Source organism: Streptomyces sp. Alt3, from assembly GCF_030719215.1.
In the GTDB taxonomy this organism is placed as follows: Bacteria; Actinomycetota; Actinomycetes; order Streptomycetales; family Streptomycetaceae; genus Streptomyces; species Streptomyces glycanivorans.
The window spans coordinates 6,240,362-6,259,138 of record NZ_CP120983.1 but is presented as its reverse complement, the minus strand read 5'-3'; the positions used below and the strand labels follow the sequence as shown (position 1 = coordinate 6,259,138).

Genomic DNA, 18,777 nt, shown 5'->3' with positions numbered 1-18,777 from the left:
CCCGGGAAGTCCCGTCCGGCGGGCCGGAACGCAGCGGACACACCGCGCCCCGACACGTCGGAAGCCCTGCTGGGGGGTCAGCCGACCGCCACACCGAAGAGTGCGCCCAGACCGAACGTGATCGCCGCGGCCGCGCCGCCGAGCACCAGCTGACGCAGACCGCTGAACCACCAGCTGCGTGCCGTCACCCTGGCCACCACCGCGCCGCAGCCGAAGAGGCCGGCCAGCGCGAGCAGCACCGCGGGCCACATGACGGTCGCGCCGAGGAGGTGGGGCAGCACGGGCAGCAGGGCCCCCAGGGCGAAGGCGCCGAAGGAGGAGAGGGCCGCGACGAGCGGCGAGGGCAGGTCGCCGGGGTCGATGCCGAGTTCCTCGCGGGCGTGTATCTCGAGCGCCTGCTCGGGGTCCCTGGACAGCTGCCGGGCGACCTCCTGGGCGAGGGCGGGCTCGACCCCCCGGGACTCGTAGAGCGCTGCCAGCTCCCGCATCTCGTCCTTGGGGTGTTTGCTCAGCTCACGCCGCTCGACGTCGAGCTCGGCCTCGACGAGTTCGCGCTGCGAGGCGACGGAGGTGTACTCCCCCGCGGCCATGGAGAACGCGCCGGCGGCGAGTCCGGCCAGGCCGGTGATGACGATGGTCTGCTGGGAGACCGACCCTCCGGCGACGCCCGTCATCAGGGCGAGGTTGGAGACGAGACCGTCCATGGCGCCGAACACCGCGGGCCGCAGCCAGCCGCCGTTGACGTCACGGTGGGTGTGGTTGTCGCGGTGGGCCTCGTGCAGTACGGCGTCGGTCTCGATGATGGACACAGCTCTCCCCTTTTCCGGGAGCGGCCCCATGCTCTCTTCTCCGCCCCGCATCGTCGAAAGTACGCACGAAAAACGCCTCCCGCCAGCAAGGAAGGCCGAACTTACCTGTCCTGAGGCAGTCACCCGGGCGGACGATTTGTACGAAATGCGCGCCTCTCTCGGCCGGGAGCGGGAACACCTCGCACAACCGGATGTTCACGGGTGCGAGTGAAGGGTCGACACGATGGAGCTCAAGGCGGACAGTCCGGCGGCGAGCACGGGTGACCGGGCCCGGGGTGCGTTGCTGGGGCTCGCGGTGGGGGATGCGCTCGGGGCACCGGCGGAGAACATGCGCCCGTCCGAGATCCGTCGCCGCTGGGGCCGTATCGAGGGCTTCGTCAGCGACGATCCCGCCGGTACCGACGACACCGAGTACGCGATCTTCTCCGGGCTGCTGCTGGCCAGGCACGGCTCGGCACTCACCGTCTCGCATGTCGAACGGGCCTGGCACCACTGGATCGCCGATCTGGACGAGGGGCCCTTCCGGGGGGCCGGGTTCAGCGAGCGCGGCACGCTGGAGAACCTGCGGCGCGGTCTCGCCGCCCCGATCTCGGCCCAGCACCGGCACGCCTGGAGCGACGGTCTCGCGATGCGGGCGGCGCCGTTCGGGGTGTTCGCCGCCGGCCGTCCCGCCGAGGCCGCCCGCCTGGTGGCGGTCGACGGACGGGTCAGCCACGACGGGGAGGGCATCTACGGCGGGCAGGCGGTCGCGGCGGGGGTGGCCGCCGCCATGGCGGGGGCCGGACTCGCGTCCGTGATCGCCGCCGCGCTCTCGGTCGTACCCATGGACTCCTGGACCGCCCGCTCACTGCGCCGCGCCGTCGCGGCCGCGCAGCGCCCCTACCCCGACCGGCTGACCGGGGAGCGCGCGGTGCGCTCGGCGGTGGTGATCGGCGGCTACCCCTGGACGGATCTGGCCCCGGAGGCGGTCGGCCTGGCCTTCGGCGCCCTCACGGCGGCACGGGGCGACTTCCGCACGGCGGTGCTCACCGCCGTGAACATGGGCCGTGACGCCGACACCACGGCCGCCCTGGCGGGCGCGCTCGCCGGCGCCCTGCACGGGGTGTCGGCGATCCCCCGGGAGTGGGCGGCGGCGATCGGCCCGGTGCGGGGCAGCTGCCTGCCGTCGATGCGGGGCTATCACGTGCTGGACATCGCGGAGCTGCTGACCCCGGACGACGGGGAGGACCGCCAGGGGGCGCCCTCCACCCGGGACGCGGGTGAGGGCAGGCCGGCGGCACCACCCGCCCCCGGCCGGGAGCCCGCCGCAGCCGTCCGCCCGTGGCAGGCGGCCTCCCCCGCCGCACCGCCGTCCGGTGCCGCCCGGCGCACCCCCGTGCACACCGGGGCGGGCGCCCGGTCCGCCGGCGTCCGGCAGGACGCCCGGTGACCGCCGGCCGAACGCCGCAGGGGTCGCCGGCCACACCGGAGGAAGCCGCCCCGCACCTGGCCATCCGGATCACCGCCGAGCCGGTGGCCGCGGCCGCCGGGAGCGGCGGCACCCCGCACGGACGGGCTCCGGGCAGGCGGGCCCGGATCGAGGGGATGCTGCTCGGGCTGGCCGCCGGGGACGCCGCGGGGTGGCCGGCCGCACGGCACCGTGCGGCGCGGATGCCTGAGTGGACGAGACGGCTCACCCGCGAGCTGGACACCTTCGCCGAGCAGAACGCGACGACGACGCTCCCCGTGCCCATCGCCCTCAACCAGCCGCCGGAACCGCTGCGGCTCGGACCGTCCGACGACGCCGAGTGGGCGGCCTTCGCCGCCCGGACCGTGCTGGCGGCCGCCGCCGACCACGCGCCCGGCCTGTCCCCCGGCCACCGGATGCGGGACGCGATCGACCGGTCGTGGAACGCGCTGGCCGCGAAGGTCGCCGCCGCGAGCGCCAGGGCGCCCGAGGTCGAGTCGGCCGTCCTGCCGCTCCGGGCCCGGATCTCCGTGCGGGCCGGACTCGGCAATCTGGCCGCGGGCCTGCGCCCGCCCGCCACCGGCCACGACAATCCGCACTACTTCGACGACGCGGCCTGCGTGCGGGCGGCCGTGCTCGCGGTCGTGCATCCCGGCGACCCGGCGGCGGCGGCCGGGCTCGCCGAGTTCGACGCCCGGTACACCCAGGACGGTGACGGGGTGCACGGGGCGCGGGCCGTCGCCGCCGCGCTCGCGGAGGCGCTTGCCGGGTCGGACGTCGACACGGCGGTGAACGCCGCACTCGAACAGCTTCCCGAGGGCACCGAGATCGCCCGTAACGCCGTCCACGCCGTGCGGCTGGCCCGGGAGTTCGCGGACGGGCCGGCCGGGGCGTTCGCACTCGTGCCGGTGCTGGAGCATCAGATCGTGGACCACGTCTACAGCTACGGGATCGCCGCGGCCGAGACCGTGCCGGTCGCCCTGGCCCTGGCGACCGCGGCCCGGGGCGAGTTCGCCCAGGCCGTTCCCGCGGCGGCCTGCCTGTCCCGGGTCGCCGATTCCGCCCCCGCGCTCGCCGGGGCCCTGACCGGAGCGCTGGGCGGGACGGCGACCGTACCCGCGGGCTGGCGGGAGGCCTGCCGGACGCTGGCCGGATGCGCGCTGCCCCGGCTCGCCGGCACGGATCTCATCGAACTCGCCGGGCTGCTGGCAGCCACGGAACCGGTCACCCCGGGTGGACAATTCCGGCATGGCACACAAAACATCCGCACCGCTCGCGGCAGGCACGACCACCACGACGCTCACCCTGGATGAACGCATCACCGGAGCCCTCGTCGGCGCGGCCGTGGGGGACGCTCTCGGCGGCCCGGTCGAGGGCTGGACACCCGAGCAGATCGCCGAGCGCCACGGCGGCCGGGTGACCGGCGTCGTCGGGCCCTGGTACGGCGACGACTGGCGCACCGCGCGCCCCATCGCCCCATACCACAAGGGTGACGGGCACGTCACCGACGACACCCTGATGACCCATGCGCTGGTCCGGGTGTACGAGACGGTGCGCGGCCATCTCGACGCGTACTCCGTCGCCGATCATCTCGTTCCGGACCTCATGTCACAGCCCCGCTGGATCCCGGAGCTGGAGGCCGAGGCGCTCCCCCTGCAGCGGATCTTCCTCGCCGAGAAGTGGATCGTCACACGCCTGCACTACGGGCATGCCGACCCTCGGGAGGCCGGTTCGGGCAACGTCGTCAACTGCGGTGCGGCGATGTACATGGCACCGGTCGGCCTCGTGAACGCCGCCCACCCGGAGGCCGCGTACGCGGAGGCACTGGACGTCGCGGGGGCCCATCAGTCCTCGTACGGCAGGGAGGCCGCCGGGGTCCTGGCGGCCTCCGTGGCGGCCGCGTGCACCCCGGGCGCGACCCCCGCCTCCGTCGTCGAGGCCGCCCTGGCCGTGGCCAAGGACGGCACCCGGTCGGCGATCGAGTCCGTCTGCGAAGCGGCCGTCCGCTACACGGACTTCGAGTCCGCGCTGGTGCCGCTGCGCGCCGCGGTCGCTCCGTTCGACACGGTCGGTCCGCACTACCGCGAGCCCTCGCTGGGCGCCCGGCGGCCCTCCCGGCTGCACTCCATCGAGGAGCTGCCCATCGCGCTCGGCATGCTGCTCGTCGGCGACGGCGACTACCGTCGCACGGTGCTCGGTTCGGTCAACTACGGACGTGACTGCGACTCGATCGCCACGATGGGCGGCGCCCTCGCGGGTGCGCTCCACGGTGAGCAGGCGATTCCCTCGACCTGGGTGAAGACGGTCGGCGAGGCCAGCCGTCTCGACCTCCACGCCCCGGCGCGGGCGCTGGCGGAGGTGGCCCGTGAGGTCTTCGTACGGGACACGGCCACGCGCCGTGCGCACGAGGCGGCGTTCGCCGAGCTGGCGGGCGACGGACGGTGACCGTACGCCTGACATGGGTCCAGCCGGAGGACCTGGTGGGCCACGAGCTGCGCCAGGCCGCGCAGGACGGCCGGGACGCCGGTGACATCCGACAGCGGTGGCTCTCGGCGGGCGGCAGAACGGCCCCGGAGAGGGCGGGCGCCTCGGAGACTGCCGCGCCACACCGACTGCGCGCGCTCGCCGAGGAACTCCTGGACGAACTCGCCCTGCTGGAAAGCCCGCTGACGGGCGATGAGCCGACCGGCCTGCCCGGGATCCGGGCAGCCTGCCCGCGCTGGCCCGCCCCGCGCGCCTCCGCGGTGTCCGTCGGGCCCGACGCTCTGCACGCGGCCTGGCTGGGCCGGGCCGCCGGCTGTCTGCTGGGCAAGCCGGTCGAGAAGCTGCCGCTGGCCGGCATCCGCGCCCTGGCGCGCGCCACCGGCAACTGGCCGCTCACCAGCTGGTTCACGGCCCGGGGGCTGCCCGGTCCGCTGGCCGCCGCCTACCCGTGGAACCGCCGCTCGGCGCCCACCTCGCTCGCCGAGAACATCGACGGGATGCCCGAGGACGACGACCTCGACCACCCGCTGCTGACCGTGCTGTTGCTCCAGCGGCACGGCCGGGGATTCAGCACGTCCGACCTGGCGCGGCTGTGGCTCGACGAACTCCCCGCGGGCCGGGTCTTCACCGCGGAGCGCGTCGCCTACCGCAATCTGCTCGACGGCATCGAGCCGCCGGACACCGCACGCCACCGCAACCCGTTCCGGGAGTGGATCGGCGCCCGGATCAGGGCCGACGTGCACGGCTGGACCAACCCCGGCGATCCGGGAGCCGCCGCGGAACAGGCCCACCGGGACGCGGTCCTGACCCACACGGCCAACGGGGTGTACGGAGCGATGTTCACCGCCGCCGCCCTGGCCGAGGCGGCGGGCGGCGAGACCGATGTGCACGGCTGCCTGGCGGCCGGGCTCCGGGTGGTGCCGCCCCGCTCCCGGTACGCGCACGCGGTGCGCCTCGGCATCGATGCGGCCCGCGCCGAACCGGACTTCGACACGGTCGTGGACCGGCTCCACGAGATCTACGGGTCCACCCACCACTGGGTGCACGTCCTGCCGAACACGGCCCTGCTCGCCGCCGCCCTCACCCACGCCGACGGGGACTTCGGCCGTTCCATCGGCTGCGCGGTGTCCGGCGGCTGGGACACCGACTCGAACGGCGCGACGGCCGGTTCGCTCGCGGGTCTGCTGGCCGGGCGCGCCGCCGCGCTCCCCGACCGGTGGACCGCCCCGCTCAAGAACCGCCTCGCCACGTCCGTATCCGGCTTCGGCTCGATCGGCTTCGACACCCTCGCGGAACTGACCCATCAGGAGGTACGCCGCCCATGACAGCGATCGCGGTGCTCGGCAGCACCAACATGGACCTGGTCGCCTACGTCGCCCGGGCGCCCGGGCGCGGGGAGACCGTCACCGGACGGGAGTTCCGTACCGTCCCCGGGGGCAAGGGCGCCAACCAGGCCGTCGCCGCGGCCCGCGCGGGAGGCGAGGTGGTGATGATCGGCGCGGTCGGGACCGACGAGTACGGCTCGGCCCTCCGCACGAATCTGGAACACGCCGGAGTGGACACGGATCTGCTGCACACCGTCGCGGGTCCCAGCGGCACCGCGCACATCGTCGTCGACGACGAGGGGGCCAACGCGATCGTGGTGATCCCGGGCGCCAACGGCACCGTGACCGCGCTCGGCCCGGGCGAGAGGGCCGCCGTAGCGGCGGCAGGCCTGCTGCTCCTGCAACTGGAACTGCCGCTGACCGCCGTGACCGAGGCGGCCCGGACGGCGAAGGACCGCGGCGTACGCACGATCCTCACCCCCTCCCCGGTGCAGCCGCTGCCGTCCGCGCTCCTGGACGCCGTCGACCTGCTGATCCCCAACGAGCACGAGGCCGCAGCGCTCACCGGCTGCGAGGAACCGCACGCGGCGGCGCAGATCCTGCTCCGGCAGGTGCCCGAGGTCGTGATCACGCTCGGCCGGAAGGGCTGCCTGTACGCGGCCAGGGACGGCGAACCGGTCCTCTTCCCCGCCCCCGAGGTCACCGCCGTCGACACGACCGGCGCCGGGGACACCTTCGTCGGCACGCTCGCCGTGGCGCTCGGCGAGGGCCGGTCCGTGCCCGAGGCGGTGGCCTGGGCGTCGTCCGCCGCCGCGCTCTGCGTGCAGAAACCGGGTGCCTCGACGTCCATGCCCTACCGCAGCGAGATCGATGCCGCATGAGCACTCCCACGAACCCTGCCGCCTCCGCCACGACGCCGCCGCTCGCAGGCCTGCGGGTCCTGGACCTCGCCACCCTCTTCGCCGGGCCGCTCGCGGCCACCATGCTCGGGGACTTCGGCGCCGAGGTCGTCAAGGTCGAGCACCCCCGCAGGCCCGACCCCTCCCGTGGTCACGGCCCGGCGAAGGACGGCATCGGCCTGTGGTGGAAACTGCTCGGCCGCAACAAGCGCACGCTGACCCTCGACCTGTCCTCCCCCGGCGGCCGTGACGTACTGCTGAAGCTTGCCGCGGACACCGATGTGATCATCGAGAACTTCCGGCCCGGCACCCTGGAGCGCTGGGGACTGGGCTGGGAGGAACTGCGCGCCGCCAACCCACGGCTGGTGCTGGCCAGGGTCACCGGCTTCGGGCAGACCGGCCCGTACGCGCACCGGCCGGGCTTCGGCACGCTGGCCGAGGCGATGAGCGGCTTCGCGGCCGTCACCGGCGAGCCGGACGGGCCGCCGACCCTGCCGCCGTTCGGGCTCGCCGATTCGATCGCCGCGCTCGCCACGGCGTACGCGGTGATGACGGCCCTGGCCGGACGTGACCGCACCGGGGAAGGGCAGGTGGTGGACATGGCGATCATCGAGCCGATCCTGACCGTGCTGGGGCCGCAGCCGCTCTGGTACGACCAGCTCGGATACGTCCAGCCCCGGACCGGCAACCGCTCCCGCAACAACGCTCCGCGCAACACCTACCGCACCGCCGACGGCCACTGGGTCGCCGTCTCGACGTCCGCCCAGTCGGTCGCGGAACGTGTGATGCGTCTGGTGGGGCGCCCGGAACTGATCGAGGAGCCGTGGTTCTCCGCCGGGAGCACGCGCGCCGAGCACGCCGACGAACTAGACGAGGCGGTGGGCCACTGGATCTCCCGGCGCACCCGGGACGAGGCGGTGGACGCCTTCGAGAAGGCCGAGGCGGCGATCGCGCCGATCCATGACGTACGGGACGTGATGGAGGATCCCCAGTACCGGGCGCTCGGCACGATCACCGAGGTCGACGACCCCGAGCTGGGGCCGCTGCGGATGCAGAACGTGCTGTTCCGTCTCTCGGGGACTCCGGGGGCGGTCCGCTGGGCGGGCCGGCCGCACGGGGCGGACACGGAGGAGATCCTCACCGGGCTCGGCCTCTCCGCATCGGCGATCGCGGCGCTGCGGGACGAGGGCGCCCTGTGAGCCCGGTGCCGCTGACCTGGCTGTACGTGCCCGGGGATCGCCCGGAGGTGGTCCGCAAGGCGCTCGGGTCGGGCGCGGACGTGGTGATCGTCGACCTGGAGGACGCGGTCGCCCCGGACCGTAAGGAGTACGCGCGGGCGGCGACGGCGGAGCTCCTGTCCGATCCGGTCACGGCGGACCCGGTGGCGGTGCCGGTCCATGTCCGGGTGCACGGCGAGTGCGACGTGAAGGCGCTGCACGGGTTGCCGGGGCTGTCCGGTATGCGGCTCCCGAAGATCACCCATGCGGCGTCCGTGCACCATGTCGCGGCCCTGGCGCCCGGTGTGCCGCTTTATCCGCTGCTGGAGTCGGCGCTGGCGATCGAGCACGCGTACTCGATCGCCGGGGCGCATCACGCGGTGCGGGGTGTGGCCCTGGGTGAGGCGGACCTCCGGGCGGATCTGGGGGTGCGGGACGACTCCGGTCTCGACTGGTCGCGCGGCCGTGTGGTGATCGCCGCCCGGGCGGCCGGCCTGGACCCTCCGGTGATGTCCGTGTTCCCCGATGTGCGGGACCTGTCCGGGCTGCGGTCGTCCTGTGCGCACGGGAGGGATCTCGGGCTGCTGGGCCGGGCGGCGATCCACCCCAGGCAGCTGCCGGTCATCGAGCGGGCGTTCCGGCCGACGGCACGCGAGGTCGAGGAGGCGGAGGAGGTCCTGGAGGCGTCCCGGACCGAGGCGGGGGCGCAGGCCCTGCCGGACGGGAGGTTCGTCGACGCGGCGGTGGTGGCGACCGCCGAACGCACGCTCTCCCTGGCACGGCGTCGCCGATGACCGTGACCGACACGAAGGGGCCGCCGGACCTGTGCGGTCCGGCGGCCCCTTCGTGTCGGTCACGGCGATGTGGAGTGTGTCAGCTCTTGTCGGCCTTCTGCGGGGTCCCGTCGGCCTCCGGGGTCTGCTCCTCGGCGACGGGGTCCTTTTCCGGGGCGTCGGTGTCCCCGCCGGTCTTCGCCGGGGCGTCGGCCTCGTCGGTCTTCGCCTGCGCGTCGGCCTCGTCCTTCGCCGAGGCGTCCGTGGCGGTGTCCCCGCCGTCCTCGGCCGGGTCCACCGCGGCGGGCTCGACGATCTCCTCGCGGCCGGGGCGCACCTTCGCGGAGATCACGATGTACGTCACGGCGAGCACGAAGACGATGATCGCGGTCCACACGTTGAGCCGGAGGCCCAGGACGTGGTGCGCCTCGTCGACGCGCATGTACTCGATCCACCCGCGGCCCGCGCAGTACGCGGCGACGTACAGGGCGAAGGCGCGGCCGTGTCCGAGCTTGAAGCGGCGGTCCGCCCAGATCACCAGGAGGGCGACTCCGACGCACCACAGGGACTCGTACAGGAAGGTCGGGTGGTAGGTGCCCGCGACCCGGTTCGTGCCCTCGCTGATCTTCAGGGCCCAGGGGAGGTCGGTCGGCTTGCCGTACAGCTCCTGGTTGAACCAGTTGCCCCAGCGGCCGATCGCCTGGGCGAAGGCGATTCCGGGTGCCAGGGCGTCCGCCCAGGCGGGGAGCGGGATGCCTCGCCGGCGGCAGCCGATCCAGGCGCCGACCGCGCCGAGCGCGATCGCGCCCCAGATTCCGAGGCCGCCTTCCCAGATCTTGAAGGCGTCCACCCAGTCCTCACCGTCGCTGAAGTACAGCTGGTAGTCGGTGATGACGTGGTAGAGCCTGCCGCCGACCAGGCCGAAGGGCACGGCCCAGACGGCGATGTCGGCGACGGTGCCGGCTTTGCCGCCCCTGGCGACCCAGCGCTTGTTGCCGAACCAGACGGCGACGAAGACACCGATGATGATGCAGAACGCGTAGCCGCGGAGCGGGATCGGGCCGAGCTCGATCACGCCGGTCGACGGGCTGGGAATGAAGGCAAGGTTCATGACGAGGTCGACGCTACCCTGCCGGACGGGACGTACGGCAAGCCGTCCGGCAACTTCTGGGTAACGAGGCCCTCCGGCGGAGGCCCGCCGGAGGGTTCGCGCGGTTCATGACGACGACGGCGTGGCGCCCACGGTGCCCGGCTTCTTGCCCTTGTTGGCCTCTGCGACCCACTTCTTGAGATTGGCCTCGGAGATCTGCTCGTTCCCCTTCTTCGGGAAGATCGAGTCGCCGTTGAGCAGCGCGGTCGGTGTGCCCTCGAACCCGCCCTCGGTGAACGCCTTGTTGGACTTCTCGACCCAGCTGTCGTGCGTGCCGTCCTCCACGCAGCTGCGGAAGGCGGGGGTGTCCAGGCCGTCCACCTTGCCGGCCAGGTCGATCAGCTTGCCGTTGTCGCCGAAGGCGTCGTCGGTCTCCGCGGGCTGGTTGCGGTACAGGATGTCGTGGTACGGGGCGAACTTCCCGACGTCCTGGGCGCAGGCGGCCGCGTTGGCCGCGCGCAGCGATCCGCTGCCGCCGAGGTTGCCGTCGATGATGGTGGCCAGGTGGTACTCCACCTTGAGCTGCCCGCTGTCGGCGAGCTCCGTGATCGTGTCCCGGAAGGCGTTCTCGAACTGGGCGCAGACCGGGCAGCGGAAGTCCTCCCAGATCGTGAGCGTGGACGGCGCGTCGTCGGCACCGACCTGGAGGGCGAGTCCGTCCTCCCCCATCGCCCCGGACGGGGTGACGGCCGGTCCGGCCTCCTTGTCCTTGTCGCCCTTCCCGGCGTTGGCGGCGATCACGCCGATCACGGCGGCCAGCGCCAGCACCCCCACCACGGCCGTCGAGACGATCAGCGTGCGGCGGCGGCGCTCCCGCGCCCGGTCCTGTTCACGCTGCTGGGTGAGCCGGTCGCGCGCGGCTCTGCTTCGGTCTTGGTTCTTCTCACTCACATCGCGCAAACGAACCGGGGAGGCACGTCAGCGCCTCCCCGGTCCCAGGTCCACCCGTACGGATGACGGGTGCTGTCAGCGCTTTCGAACGCCTTCGGCCAGTTCGCCCGCCAGCGCGCGGACGGCGGCGAGCCCGGCCGCCTCGTCGGGGGCGTCCAGCATCCGCTTGACGAAGGCAGAGCCGACGATCACGCCGTCGGCGAAGCCCGCGACCTGCCGGGCGTGCTCGGCGGTGGAGACTCCGATGCCTACGCAGACGGGCAGGTCGGTGGTGGCGCGGGTGCGCCGCACAAGGTCCTGCGCCTGCTGGCCGACCGATTCGCGGGTGCCGGTGACGCCCATCAGCGAGGCGGCGTAGACGAAGCCGGAGCCGGCGGCCGTGATGGTGGCGAGGCGGGCGTCCTTGCTGCTCGGGGCGACGACGAAGACGGTGGCGAGACCGTGCTTCTCCGCGTGTTCCCTCCACAGGGCCGACTCCTGGACGGGCAGGTCGGGCAGGATGCACCCGGCGCCGCCGGCCTCGGCGAGCTCGGCGGTGAAGCGCTCCACGCCGTACCGGTCGATCGGGTTCCAGTACGTCATGACGAGGATCGGCGCGCCCGTCGCCGCGTGCGCCTCGCGGACGGTGCGCATGATGTCGGCGATCTTGACCCCGCCGCGCAGCGCGATGTCGTCGGCGGTCTGGATGACCGGCCCGTCGAGCACCGGGTCGCTGTGCGGAAGGCCGACCTCGATGACGTCCGCGCCGCCCGCGACGGCCGCCTTGACCGCCGCGATGCCGCCGTCGACGGTCGGGAATCCGCCGGGCAGGTAGGCGATGAGCGCCGCCCGGTCCTCGGACGCCGCCTTGGCGAGCGTCGCTTCGAGAAGCTCTCGGTTGCCGCTCACTTGGTGACCTCTTCCTCTCCGTCGGCCACGTCGGCCTCGACGACCGCGTCGGCGCCGTCGTACAGGCCGAAGTACCGGGCTGCCGTGTCCATGTCCTTGTCACCGCGGCCGGACAGGTTGATCAGGATCAGACCGTCCTCTCCGAGCTCGCGTCCGACCTCCAGGGCTCCGGCCAGCGCGTGCGCGCTCTCGATGGCCGGGATGATGCCCTCGGTGCGGGAGAGGAGGCGAAGTGCCTGCATGGCGGCGTCGTCGGTGACCGCGCGGTACTCGCCCCGGCCGACGTCCTTGAGGTAGGCGTGCTCCGGGCCGATGCCCGGGTAGTCGAGTCCGGCGGAGATGGAGTACGGCTCGGTGATCTGGCCCTCCTCGTCCTGGAGGACGTAGGAGCGTGAGCCGTGCAGGATCCCGGGCTCGCCCGCGGTCAGGGTCGCCGCGTGCTCTCCGGTCTCCACACCGTGTCCGGCGGGTTCGCAGCCGATCAGCCGGACGTCCGCGTCCGGGATGAAGGCGTGGAAGAGGCCGATGGCGTTGGAGCCGCCTCCCACGCAGGCGACCGCGGCGTCCGGCAGCCGGCCCGCGCGCTCCAGGATCTGGCGGCGGGCCTCGACGCCGATCACCCGGTGGAAGTCGCGGACCATCGCGGGGAAGGGGTGCGGTCCGGCGACCGTGCCGAAGAGGTAGTGGGTGCGGTCCACGTTGGCGACCCAGTCGCGGAACGCCTCGTTGATGGCGTCCTTGAGGGTCCGGGAGCCGGACTTCACCGCGACGACCTCGGCGCCGAGCATCCGCATCCGCGCCACGTTCAGCGCCTGCCGCTCGGTGTCGATCTCGCCCATGTAGATGGTGCATTCGAGCCCGAAGAGGGCGCAGGCGGTCGCGGTGGCGACGCCGTGCTGGCCGGCACCGGTCTCGGCGATGATGCGGGTCTTGCCCATCCGCCTGGTGAGCAGGGCCTGGCCGAGCACGTTGTTGATCTTGTGCGAGCCGGTGTGGTTGAGGTCCTCGCGCTTGAGGAAGACGCGGGCGCCCCCGGCGTGCTCGGCGAAGCGGGCGACCTCGGTCAGCGCGCTGGGCCGGCCGGTGTAGTCAACCATGAGCGCGTTGAGCTCGGCGGCGAAGGCCGGGTCCGCCTTGGCCTTGTCGTACTCGACGGCGACCTCGTCCACGGCGGCGACCAGCGCCTCCGGGATGAACTTGCCACCGAACGCGCCGAAATAGCCCTCGGCGCTGGGGATCAGACCCTCGGGGTCCGGGATGAAGAAGTCGGACGACATGCGACGTGCTCCTCGAATCGCAACGGGTGATGTCACGTGTGCGCCATGGGCGAAGCGCCGCACCGGCCGGTGGACGGTCGGTGCGGTGGGGCATGCGGATCCCCCTGTACGGCGGGGGGGCGACGGCCGGGGCTCGCTACGGCGCGGACCCCGTGCGCCATCGCATGCCGTTGACCTGTCCGGGCTCGTCGCCGATCACGTACCGCACGCGCCTGCCGTGCACGCGCCGGGCCGGGGCGCGGCAGCCGCGGTGCCAGACGGGCGGAGCGCAGCGCCTCGGCTGAGGGTGGCGGAGGGAGACGGGTGCGTGGCAGCCGCGTGCCGACGGCGCGTACGGGTCCCGGGCGCTCGCCCCGACAGGGCGCGGCAGGCCCTGCGGGATGCGGGCGGCGGACACGGGTGAGGTCAGCCCCGTCCGTGCCGGAGCGCGGGGTGGGCACCGGCGGCGACCAGGTCGGCGACGGCTGCCCGGGGGTCGCGGCCGGTGACCAGGGACTCGCCGACGAGCACCGCGTCCGCGCCGGCGTTGGCGTAGGCGATGAGGTCGTGCGGGCCGCGGACGCCGGACTCGGCGACCTTGACGATGTGGTCGGGGATCTCCGGGGCGACGCGTTCGAAGGTGGAACGGTCGACCTTGAGGTCCTTGAGGTTGCGTGCGTTGACACCGATGATCTTGGCCCCGGCGTCCACGGCGCGCTCCGCCTCCTCCTCGTCGTGCGCCTCGACGATCGGCGTCAGGCCGATGGACTCGGCGCGCTCGATCAGGGAGACCAGTGCCTCCTGGTCGAGGGCGGCGACGATCAGCAGGGCGAGGTCGGCGCCGTAGGCGCGTGCCTCCCACAGCTGGTACGAGGTGACGATGAAGTCCTTGCGCAGGATCGGGATGTCGACCTTGGCGCGGACGGCTTCCAGGTCGGCGAGCGAACCGCCGAAGCGGCGCTCCTCGGTGAGGACCGAGATGACGGACGCCCCGCCGGCCTCGTAGTCCGCGGCGAGCGCGGCCGGGTCGGCGATGGCGGCCAGGGCTCCCTTGGAGGGGCTGGAGCGCTTGACCTCGCAGATGACGGTCACACCCTCGCCGCGCAGGGCGGCGACTCCGTCCTTGGCCTGGGGAGCGCGCGCGGCGCGTTCCTTGAGCTCGTCGAGGCTGACGCGCGCCTGCCGCTCCGCGAGGTCGGCGCGAACGCCGTCGATGATCTCGTCGAGCACACTCACGCGAGCGGCCCCCTTCCGAAGCGGTGACAAGTACAGGATCAGCCATCTCGATGGTATCCGCAGGAGGGCTCAGGGCCCGCATCCGGCGGCCCCGCGTCCCATTACCTGGTCACTCAGGGCGCCAGCGCCGAGCCGAAGGGCAGGTTCCTGACCACGGAGAACACCAGCAGCACGGCGCCGATGCCCCACCAGTATCCGGGGGCGAGACCGATGCGCAGGGGGCGGCCCCTGCTCGCGCGGACCGCCCAGAGCATCCAGACCGCGGCGAAGACCACGTAGCCGGCCACGGCGAGGGCGTTGGCCCCGAGGGCGGCGGTGAGGTCTCCGTGGGCGAAGGCGTGGGCGCTGCGGAGCCCGCCGCATCCGGGGCAGAACACGCCGGTGAAGCGGAGCATGGGGCAGACGGGGTAGTGCCCGGGCTCGTTGGGGTCGACCGCGGCGACGTAGCCGAAGGCGCCCACGACGGCGGCCAGGACCCCGGCGGGGATGGCGAGCCGGCGGAGCCGGGAGGCCGGGGCGGGGGCCCGCGGAGGGCCGGGGGCGGCTTCGGGGACCGGGCCGGGGGCGGCGGGTCCGGGAGAGGGCGAGGATGAGGCCGATGCGTCCACGCGCCGATTGTCCACGCTCACGCGGAGAGGCGCAGCCCGGTCCGGGCTGCGCCTCGCGTCGTGTCCTGGGGCCGGGTCCCCGCGGGGTGGTCCCTGGCGGTCGGTCCGGGCCGTGATCCGTTCAGGCCCGTGATCCGTTCAGGCCGTGATCTGGGCCTGGGAGGCTCGGGCCCTGGCGGCCGCCATCTCCTCGGACTCCTTCGGCATGCCGAGCCCGGCCATCTTCATGGCGAGACCGACGACCCCGCCGAGGATGGCGACGACGACGCCGGCCCAGAAGCCGAGGGTGTTCGCCGCGACCATGAAGAGGCCCGCGATGCAGAAGCCGATGAAGGAGATGATGACACCGGTCCAGGCGGCCGGGGTGTGTCCGTGGCTGCTGCCCGCCATGAGTTGCTCCTAGGTGATGTTGCGCTGAAGGTATCGCTGCTGGGAAAGCCCGGTCCCATTGTCCCGCACGTGCGGGTGGGCACGAGGCTGGGGGTCATGCCTCGCGCGTCGGGTCCTCGCCGCGGTCGAGGGCCTTCCACAGTTCCTCGGGCCGGTCGGGGTCCGGGGCGGTGCGGGCGGCCTTGCGGGGGCGGGGGGTGCCGTCGCGTTCGTACCGCCCGGACATGGCGGGCCAGCGGCTGCCGTAGCGAAGGGCGAGCAGGCCGGCGAGCAGGATCAGGAGCCCTCCCGCCGCGGTGATGTAGGGCCACGCGGTGTGGCTGAGGGCCTGGACGGTGGCCGAGGTGTTGCCCGTGGTCTGCGCGGCCTGCTCGTCCAGGGCGGCCCGGTCGGAGGCTCCGGCGAAGGCGCTGAGCCCGGCGCCGAGGCCGCTGAGGGCCAGCAGGCCCGCGACGATCAGCCGGCTGCTCCTGCGGACGGCGAAGACGGCGACGAGGGCGGCCAGGCCGACGACGGCAAGGGCCGCCGGGAGGCCGGTGACGTCCTGGCCGTCGGCGCTGAGGGGCAGGACGCCGCCGCCGACGGCTGCCTTGCCCTCGGCCCAGGTCTGGCCCGACGCGAGGAGGACTACGGTGGCGCCGGCCGCGCCGAGGAGCAGGCCGGCGCCCAGGCTTCGGCGGCTTCCCGCGCTGTCGGGCGCGGAAGCGGCACGGGGCTGGGGTACGGAAACAGCACTCACGTACCCCACTATCCCCTACCGGTTCAGCCGGCCCCGAGCCGGTTCGCCGTATGCACGGCCCGCAGGACCGCCGCGGCCTTGTTGCGGCACTCCGTGTCCTCGGCCACGGGGTCGGAGTCGGCGACGATGCCCGCACCGGCCTGCACGTACGCCGTTCCGTCGCGGAGCAGGGCCGTCCGGATGGCGATGGCGGTGTCGGAGTCCCCGGCGAAGTCGAGGTAGCCGACGCAGCCGCCGTACAGGCCCCGGCGGCTGGGTTCCAGCTCCTCGATGATCTGCAGGGCGCGGGGCTTCGGCGCGCCGGAGAGGGTGCCCGCGGGGAAGCACGCGGTGAGCACGTCGAACGCGGTGCGGCCCTCGGCCACGCGTCCGGTGACGGTGGAGACGATGTGCATCACGTGCGAGTACCGCTCCACGGACATGAAGTCGGCGACCTCGACGCTGCCGGGGGCGCAGACCCGCCCCAGGTCGTTGCGGCCGAGGTCGACGAGCATCAGGTGCTCGGCGCGTTCCTTCGGGTCGGCGAGGAGTTCGTCGGCGAGCGCCTGGTCCTCCTGCGGTGTGGCGCCGCGGTGCCTGGTCCCGGCGATCGGGTGGACCATCGCCCGGCCGTCCTCGACCTTGACGAGCGCCTCGGGGCTGGAGCCGACGACGTCGAAGCCGTCGAAGCGGAAGAGGTACATGTAGGGCGACGGGTTGGTGGCGCGCAGCACCCGGTAGACGTCCAGCGCCGAGGCCGTGCAGGGCGTCTCGAAGCGCTGGGAGGGGACGACCTGGAAGGCCTCACCGGCCCTGATGCGCTCCTTGACGTCCTCGACGGCGTCCATGAAGGCCTGGCCGCCCCACAGTGCCGTGTAGGGCGGGAGCTCGGAGGGCGGCAGGGCTGCGGGGGCGTTCTCCACCGGGCGGGACAGGTCGCGTTCCATGGCGTCGAGCCGGGCGAGCGCGTCCGCGTACGCCTCGTCGACACCGGTGTCCAGGTCGTTGTGGTTGATCGCGTTGGCGATCAGCAGGACCGTGCCGGTGCCGTGGTCGAGCACGGCGAGGTCCGAGGTGAGCAGCATCGTCAGCTCGGGGAGCTTCAGATCGTCGCCGCCGTGCTCGGTGATCCGCTCCAGCCGGCGTACGACGTCGTAGCCGAGGTAGCCGACCATCCCGCCGGTGAAGGGCGGCAGGCCCTCGTCGCCGACCAGGTCGCGGGGGGTGTGCAGGGTCTCGACGGTGGCCCGCAGTGCGTGCAGCGGGTCACCGTCGACGGGTACGCCGACGGGCGGGGTGCCGAGCCAGTGGGCCTCGCCGTCGAGGGCCGTCAGGGTGGCGGAGCTGCGCACCCCGACGAAGGAGTAGCGGGACCAGGTGCGGCCGTTCTCCGCGGATTCGAGGAGGAACGTGCCGGGGCGTTCGGCCGCGAGCTTGCGGTAGAGCCCGACCGGGGTGTCGCCGTCCGCGAGGAGCCGGCGGCTGACGGGGATGACACGACGGTCGACGGCGAGCTTGCGAAAGGTGTCGAGGTCCATGGCGGCTGACCCTATCGGGGCGCGGTGAGCGGAAGGACGTCCCTGTCGAAGCAGGTGCGGGCGCCGGTGTGGCAGGCGGCGCCCGTCTGGTCGACCTTCACCAGGACGGTGTCGGCGTCGCAGTCCAGCGCGACCGACCTGACCTGCTGGGTGTGCCCGGAGGTGTCGCCCTTGACCCAGTACTCCTGGCGGCTGCGGGACCAGTAGGTGCAGCGGCCCGTGGTGAGGGTGCGGTGCAGCGCCTCGTCGTCCATCCAGCCGAGCATGAGCACCTCGCCCGTGTCGTACTGCTGGGCGATGGCCGGGAACAGCCCGTCGGGGCCGCGCTTGATGCGAGCGGCGACGGCCGGGTCGAGATTACTGGCGGGCGTGGGGCCGGGCGTGCTGGTCATGCGCCCATTGTGCCGCGCCGGGCCCGGCTCCCCGGTCGTGCGTCCACTGGGCGGACGGCGGGCGGCGGCCGTACGCTGGCGGGCATGTCGACCCATGCGAAGCGTGAACGTCTTCTGCTCGCCGACCTGTTGGAAGCGGCGGGTCCCGAGGCCCGGACTCTGTGCAACGGCTGGAAGACCCGTGATCTGGCCGCCCACGTCGTGGTGCGTGAACGTCGTGCGGACGCCGCGGGAGGGATCCTGCTGGGTGTGCTGAAGAACCGGCTGGAGCGGGTGCAGGCGGAATTCGCCGCCAAACCGTACGAGGAGCTGATCCAGCTCATCCGTACGGGTCCCCCGAGGATGTCGCCCTTCGGTCTGAAGCAGCTGGACGAGGCGGCCAACACGGTCGAGTTCTACATCCACGCGGAGGACGTGCGGCGGGCGCAGCCCGACTGGTCGCAGCGGGACCTGGATCCGGTGTTCGCCGATGTGCTGTGGTCGCGCACGGAGAAGACGGCCCGGATGATGGGCCGCCGGTCGCCGGTGGGTCTGGTGCTGCGGCGCCCGGACGGCCAGACGGCGGTGGCCCACAAGGGGGCTCCGGTGGTGACGGTCACCGGGGAGCCCGGTGAGCTGCTGCTGTTCGCGGCGGGCCGGCAGGACGCGGCCCGGGTGGAGCTGGAGGGCGACAAGGACGCGCTGGCCCGGCTGCACACGGCCGAGCTGGGCCTGTGAGCAGGGCGGCCCCGCCCCCGCGTCCCTGACCTGCCTGCC

At 73.5% G+C, this 18,777-nt stretch carries 20 protein-coding genes; 8 read left to right on the top strand and 12 right to left on the bottom strand.

Annotated elements, in window-relative coordinates; translation table 11 throughout:
• Positions 1-77: 77 nt before the first annotated feature.
• Positions 78-809, bottom strand: coding sequence for a VIT1/CCC1 transporter family protein (locus P8A20_RS27620; protein ID WP_147962934.1), 732 nt, complete (start codon positions 807-809; stop codon positions 78-80).
• A 223-nt stretch (positions 810-1,032) separates the two neighbouring features.
• Between P8A20_RS27620 and P8A20_RS27615 the strand changes: the two genes are divergently transcribed.
• From P8A20_RS27615 to P8A20_RS27585, 7 genes are all read left to right on the top strand, one after another.
• Positions 1,033-2,238, top strand: coding sequence for an ADP-ribosylglycohydrolase family protein (locus P8A20_RS27615; protein WP_147962935.1), 1,206 nt, complete (start codon positions 1,033-1,035; stop codon positions 2,236-2,238).
• Between the two features lie 83 nt (positions 2,239-2,321).
• Positions 2,322-3,569 carry an ADP-ribosylglycohydrolase family protein gene (locus P8A20_RS27610; RefSeq protein ID WP_306105207.1) on the top strand — a complete coding sequence of 416 codons (1,248 nt, stop codon included), beginning with the start codon at positions 2,322-2,324 and terminating at the stop codon, positions 3,567-3,569.
• Positions 3,505-4,701 (top strand): ADP-ribosylglycohydrolase family protein, encoded by a 1,197-nt coding sequence (locus tag P8A20_RS27605; RefSeq protein ID WP_306104417.1) that lies wholly within the window; start codon positions 3,505-3,507, stop codon positions 4,699-4,701. The genes P8A20_RS27610 and P8A20_RS27605 overlap by 65 nt, the downstream gene beginning before the upstream one ends.
• On the top strand, positions 4,698-6,065 hold the full coding sequence (locus tag P8A20_RS27600) for an ADP-ribosylglycohydrolase family protein (protein ID WP_306104416.1): 1,368 nt from the start codon (positions 4,698-4,700) through the stop codon (positions 6,063-6,065). The genes P8A20_RS27605 and P8A20_RS27600 overlap by 4 nt, the downstream gene beginning before the upstream one ends.
• A complete protein-coding gene (gene rbsK, locus P8A20_RS27595; protein WP_147962937.1) occupies positions 6,062-6,946 on the top strand; it encodes a ribokinase in 885 nt (294 codons plus the stop codon). The genes P8A20_RS27600 and rbsK overlap by 4 nt, the downstream gene beginning before the upstream one ends.
• Positions 6,943-8,163 (top strand): CaiB/BaiF CoA transferase family protein, encoded by a 1,221-nt coding sequence (locus P8A20_RS27590; protein ID WP_147962938.1) that lies wholly within the window; start codon positions 6,943-6,945, stop codon positions 8,161-8,163. The genes rbsK and P8A20_RS27590 overlap by 4 nt, the downstream gene beginning before the upstream one ends.
• Positions 8,160-8,975 (top strand): HpcH/HpaI aldolase/citrate lyase family protein, encoded by an 816-nt coding sequence (locus P8A20_RS27585; protein ID WP_306104415.1) that lies wholly within the window; start codon positions 8,160-8,162, stop codon positions 8,973-8,975. The genes P8A20_RS27590 and P8A20_RS27585 overlap by 4 nt, the downstream gene beginning before the upstream one ends.
• A 79-nt stretch (positions 8,976-9,054) precedes the next feature.
• Here the strand turns inward: P8A20_RS27585 and lgt are convergent, their stop codons facing one another.
• From lgt to hisI, 11 genes are all read right to left on the bottom strand, one after another.
• Positions 9,055-10,065, bottom strand: coding sequence for a prolipoprotein diacylglyceryl transferase (lgt, locus tag P8A20_RS27580; protein WP_147962939.1), 1,011 nt, complete (start codon positions 10,063-10,065; stop codon positions 9,055-9,057).
• A gap of 105 nt (positions 10,066-10,170) precedes the next feature.
• Positions 10,171-10,995 (bottom strand): DsbA family protein, encoded by an 825-nt coding sequence (locus P8A20_RS27575; protein ID WP_147962940.1) that lies wholly within the window; start codon positions 10,993-10,995, stop codon positions 10,171-10,173.
• A gap of 75 nt (positions 10,996-11,070) precedes the next feature.
• Positions 11,071-11,883, bottom strand: coding sequence for a tryptophan synthase subunit alpha (trpA, locus tag P8A20_RS27570; RefSeq protein WP_147962941.1), 813 nt, complete (start codon positions 11,881-11,883; stop codon positions 11,071-11,073).
• The gene (gene trpB / locus P8A20_RS27565; RefSeq protein ID WP_147962942.1) at positions 11,880-13,160 is read right to left on the bottom strand and encodes a tryptophan synthase subunit beta; all 1,281 of its coding nucleotides are present in this window, start codon (positions 13,158-13,160) and stop codon (positions 11,880-11,882) included. The genes trpA and trpB overlap by 4 nt, the downstream gene beginning before the upstream one ends.
• A gap of 136 nt (positions 13,161-13,296) precedes the next feature.
• Positions 13,297-13,383, bottom strand: a complete 87-nt coding sequence (trpM, locus tag P8A20_RS38770) for a tryptophan biosynthesis modulator TrpM (RefSeq protein WP_368077767.1) — start codon at positions 13,381-13,383, stop codon at positions 13,297-13,299.
• A 182-nt stretch (positions 13,384-13,565) separates the two neighbouring features.
• A complete protein-coding gene (gene trpC, locus P8A20_RS27560; RefSeq protein ID WP_147962944.1) occupies positions 13,566-14,375 on the bottom strand; it encodes an indole-3-glycerol phosphate synthase TrpC in 810 nt (269 codons plus the stop codon).
• Between the two features lie 113 nt (positions 14,376-14,488).
• Positions 14,489-14,983: a DUF2752 domain-containing protein gene (locus tag P8A20_RS27555; RefSeq protein WP_306104414.1), complete on the bottom strand. Its 495-nt coding sequence runs from the start codon at positions 14,981-14,983 to the stop codon at positions 14,489-14,491.
• Positions 14,984-15,121: 138 nt separating this feature from the next.
• Complete coding sequence (locus P8A20_RS27550; protein WP_147962946.1) at positions 15,122-15,373, bottom strand: HGxxPAAW family protein; 252 nt, start codon at positions 15,371-15,373, stop codon at positions 15,122-15,124.
• 94 nt (positions 15,374-15,467) lie between these two features.
• The gene (locus P8A20_RS27545; protein WP_306104413.1) at positions 15,468-16,121 is read right to left on the bottom strand and encodes a TIGR02234 family membrane protein; all 654 of its coding nucleotides are present in this window, start codon (positions 16,119-16,121) and stop codon (positions 15,468-15,470) included.
• Positions 16,122-16,135: 14 nt separating this feature from the next.
• The gene (locus tag P8A20_RS27540) at positions 16,136-17,629 is read right to left on the bottom strand and encodes an anthranilate synthase component I (protein WP_147962947.1); all 1,494 of its coding nucleotides are present in this window, start codon (positions 17,627-17,629) and stop codon (positions 16,136-16,138) included.
• An 11-nt stretch (positions 17,630-17,640) separates the two neighbouring features.
• Positions 17,641-18,021 (bottom strand): phosphoribosyl-AMP cyclohydrolase, encoded by a 381-nt coding sequence (hisI, locus tag P8A20_RS27535; RefSeq protein ID WP_147962948.1) that lies wholly within the window; start codon positions 18,019-18,021, stop codon positions 17,641-17,643.
• An 84-nt stretch (positions 18,022-18,105) separates the two neighbouring features.
• On the opposite strand from hisI, the gene P8A20_RS27530 reads away from it, so the two are divergent.
• Positions 18,106-18,738: a TIGR03085 family metal-binding protein gene (locus P8A20_RS27530; RefSeq protein WP_147962949.1), complete on the top strand. Its 633-nt coding sequence runs from the start codon at positions 18,106-18,108 to the stop codon at positions 18,736-18,738.
• Positions 18,739-18,777: the final 39 nt, after the last annotated feature.

Coding starts and splice junctions, on each gene's coding strand:
- P8A20_RS27530 (WP_147962949.1), top strand. CDS start 18,106: ATGTCGACCCATGCGAAGCGTGAACGTCTTCTGCTCGCCGACCTGTTG.
- P8A20_RS27590 (WP_147962938.1), top strand. CDS start 6,943: ATGAGCACTCCCACGAACCCTGCCGCCTCCGCCACGACGCCGCCGCTC.
- lgt (WP_147962939.1), bottom strand. CDS start 10,065: ATGAACCTTGCCTTCATTCCCAGCCCGTCGACCGGCGTGATCGAGCTC.
- hisI (WP_147962948.1), bottom strand. CDS start 18,021: ATGACCAGCACGCCCGGCCCCACGCCCGCCAGTAATCTCGACCCGGCC.
- P8A20_RS27605 (WP_306104417.1), top strand. CDS start 3,505: ATGGCACACAAAACATCCGCACCGCTCGCGGCAGGCACGACCACCACG.
- trpB (WP_147962942.1), bottom strand. CDS start 13,160: ATGTCGTCCGACTTCTTCATCCCGGACCCCGAGGGTCTGATCCCCAGC.
- P8A20_RS27550 (WP_147962946.1), bottom strand. CDS start 15,373: ATGGCGGGCAGCAGCCACGGACACACCCCGGCCGCCTGGACCGGTGTC.
- rbsK (WP_147962937.1), top strand. CDS start 6,062: ATGACAGCGATCGCGGTGCTCGGCAGCACCAACATGGACCTGGTCGCC.
- P8A20_RS27615 (WP_147962935.1), top strand. CDS start 1,033: ATGGAGCTCAAGGCGGACAGTCCGGCGGCGAGCACGGGTGACCGGGCC.
- P8A20_RS27540 (WP_147962947.1), bottom strand. CDS start 17,629: ATGGACCTCGACACCTTTCGCAAGCTCGCCGTCGACCGTCGTGTCATC.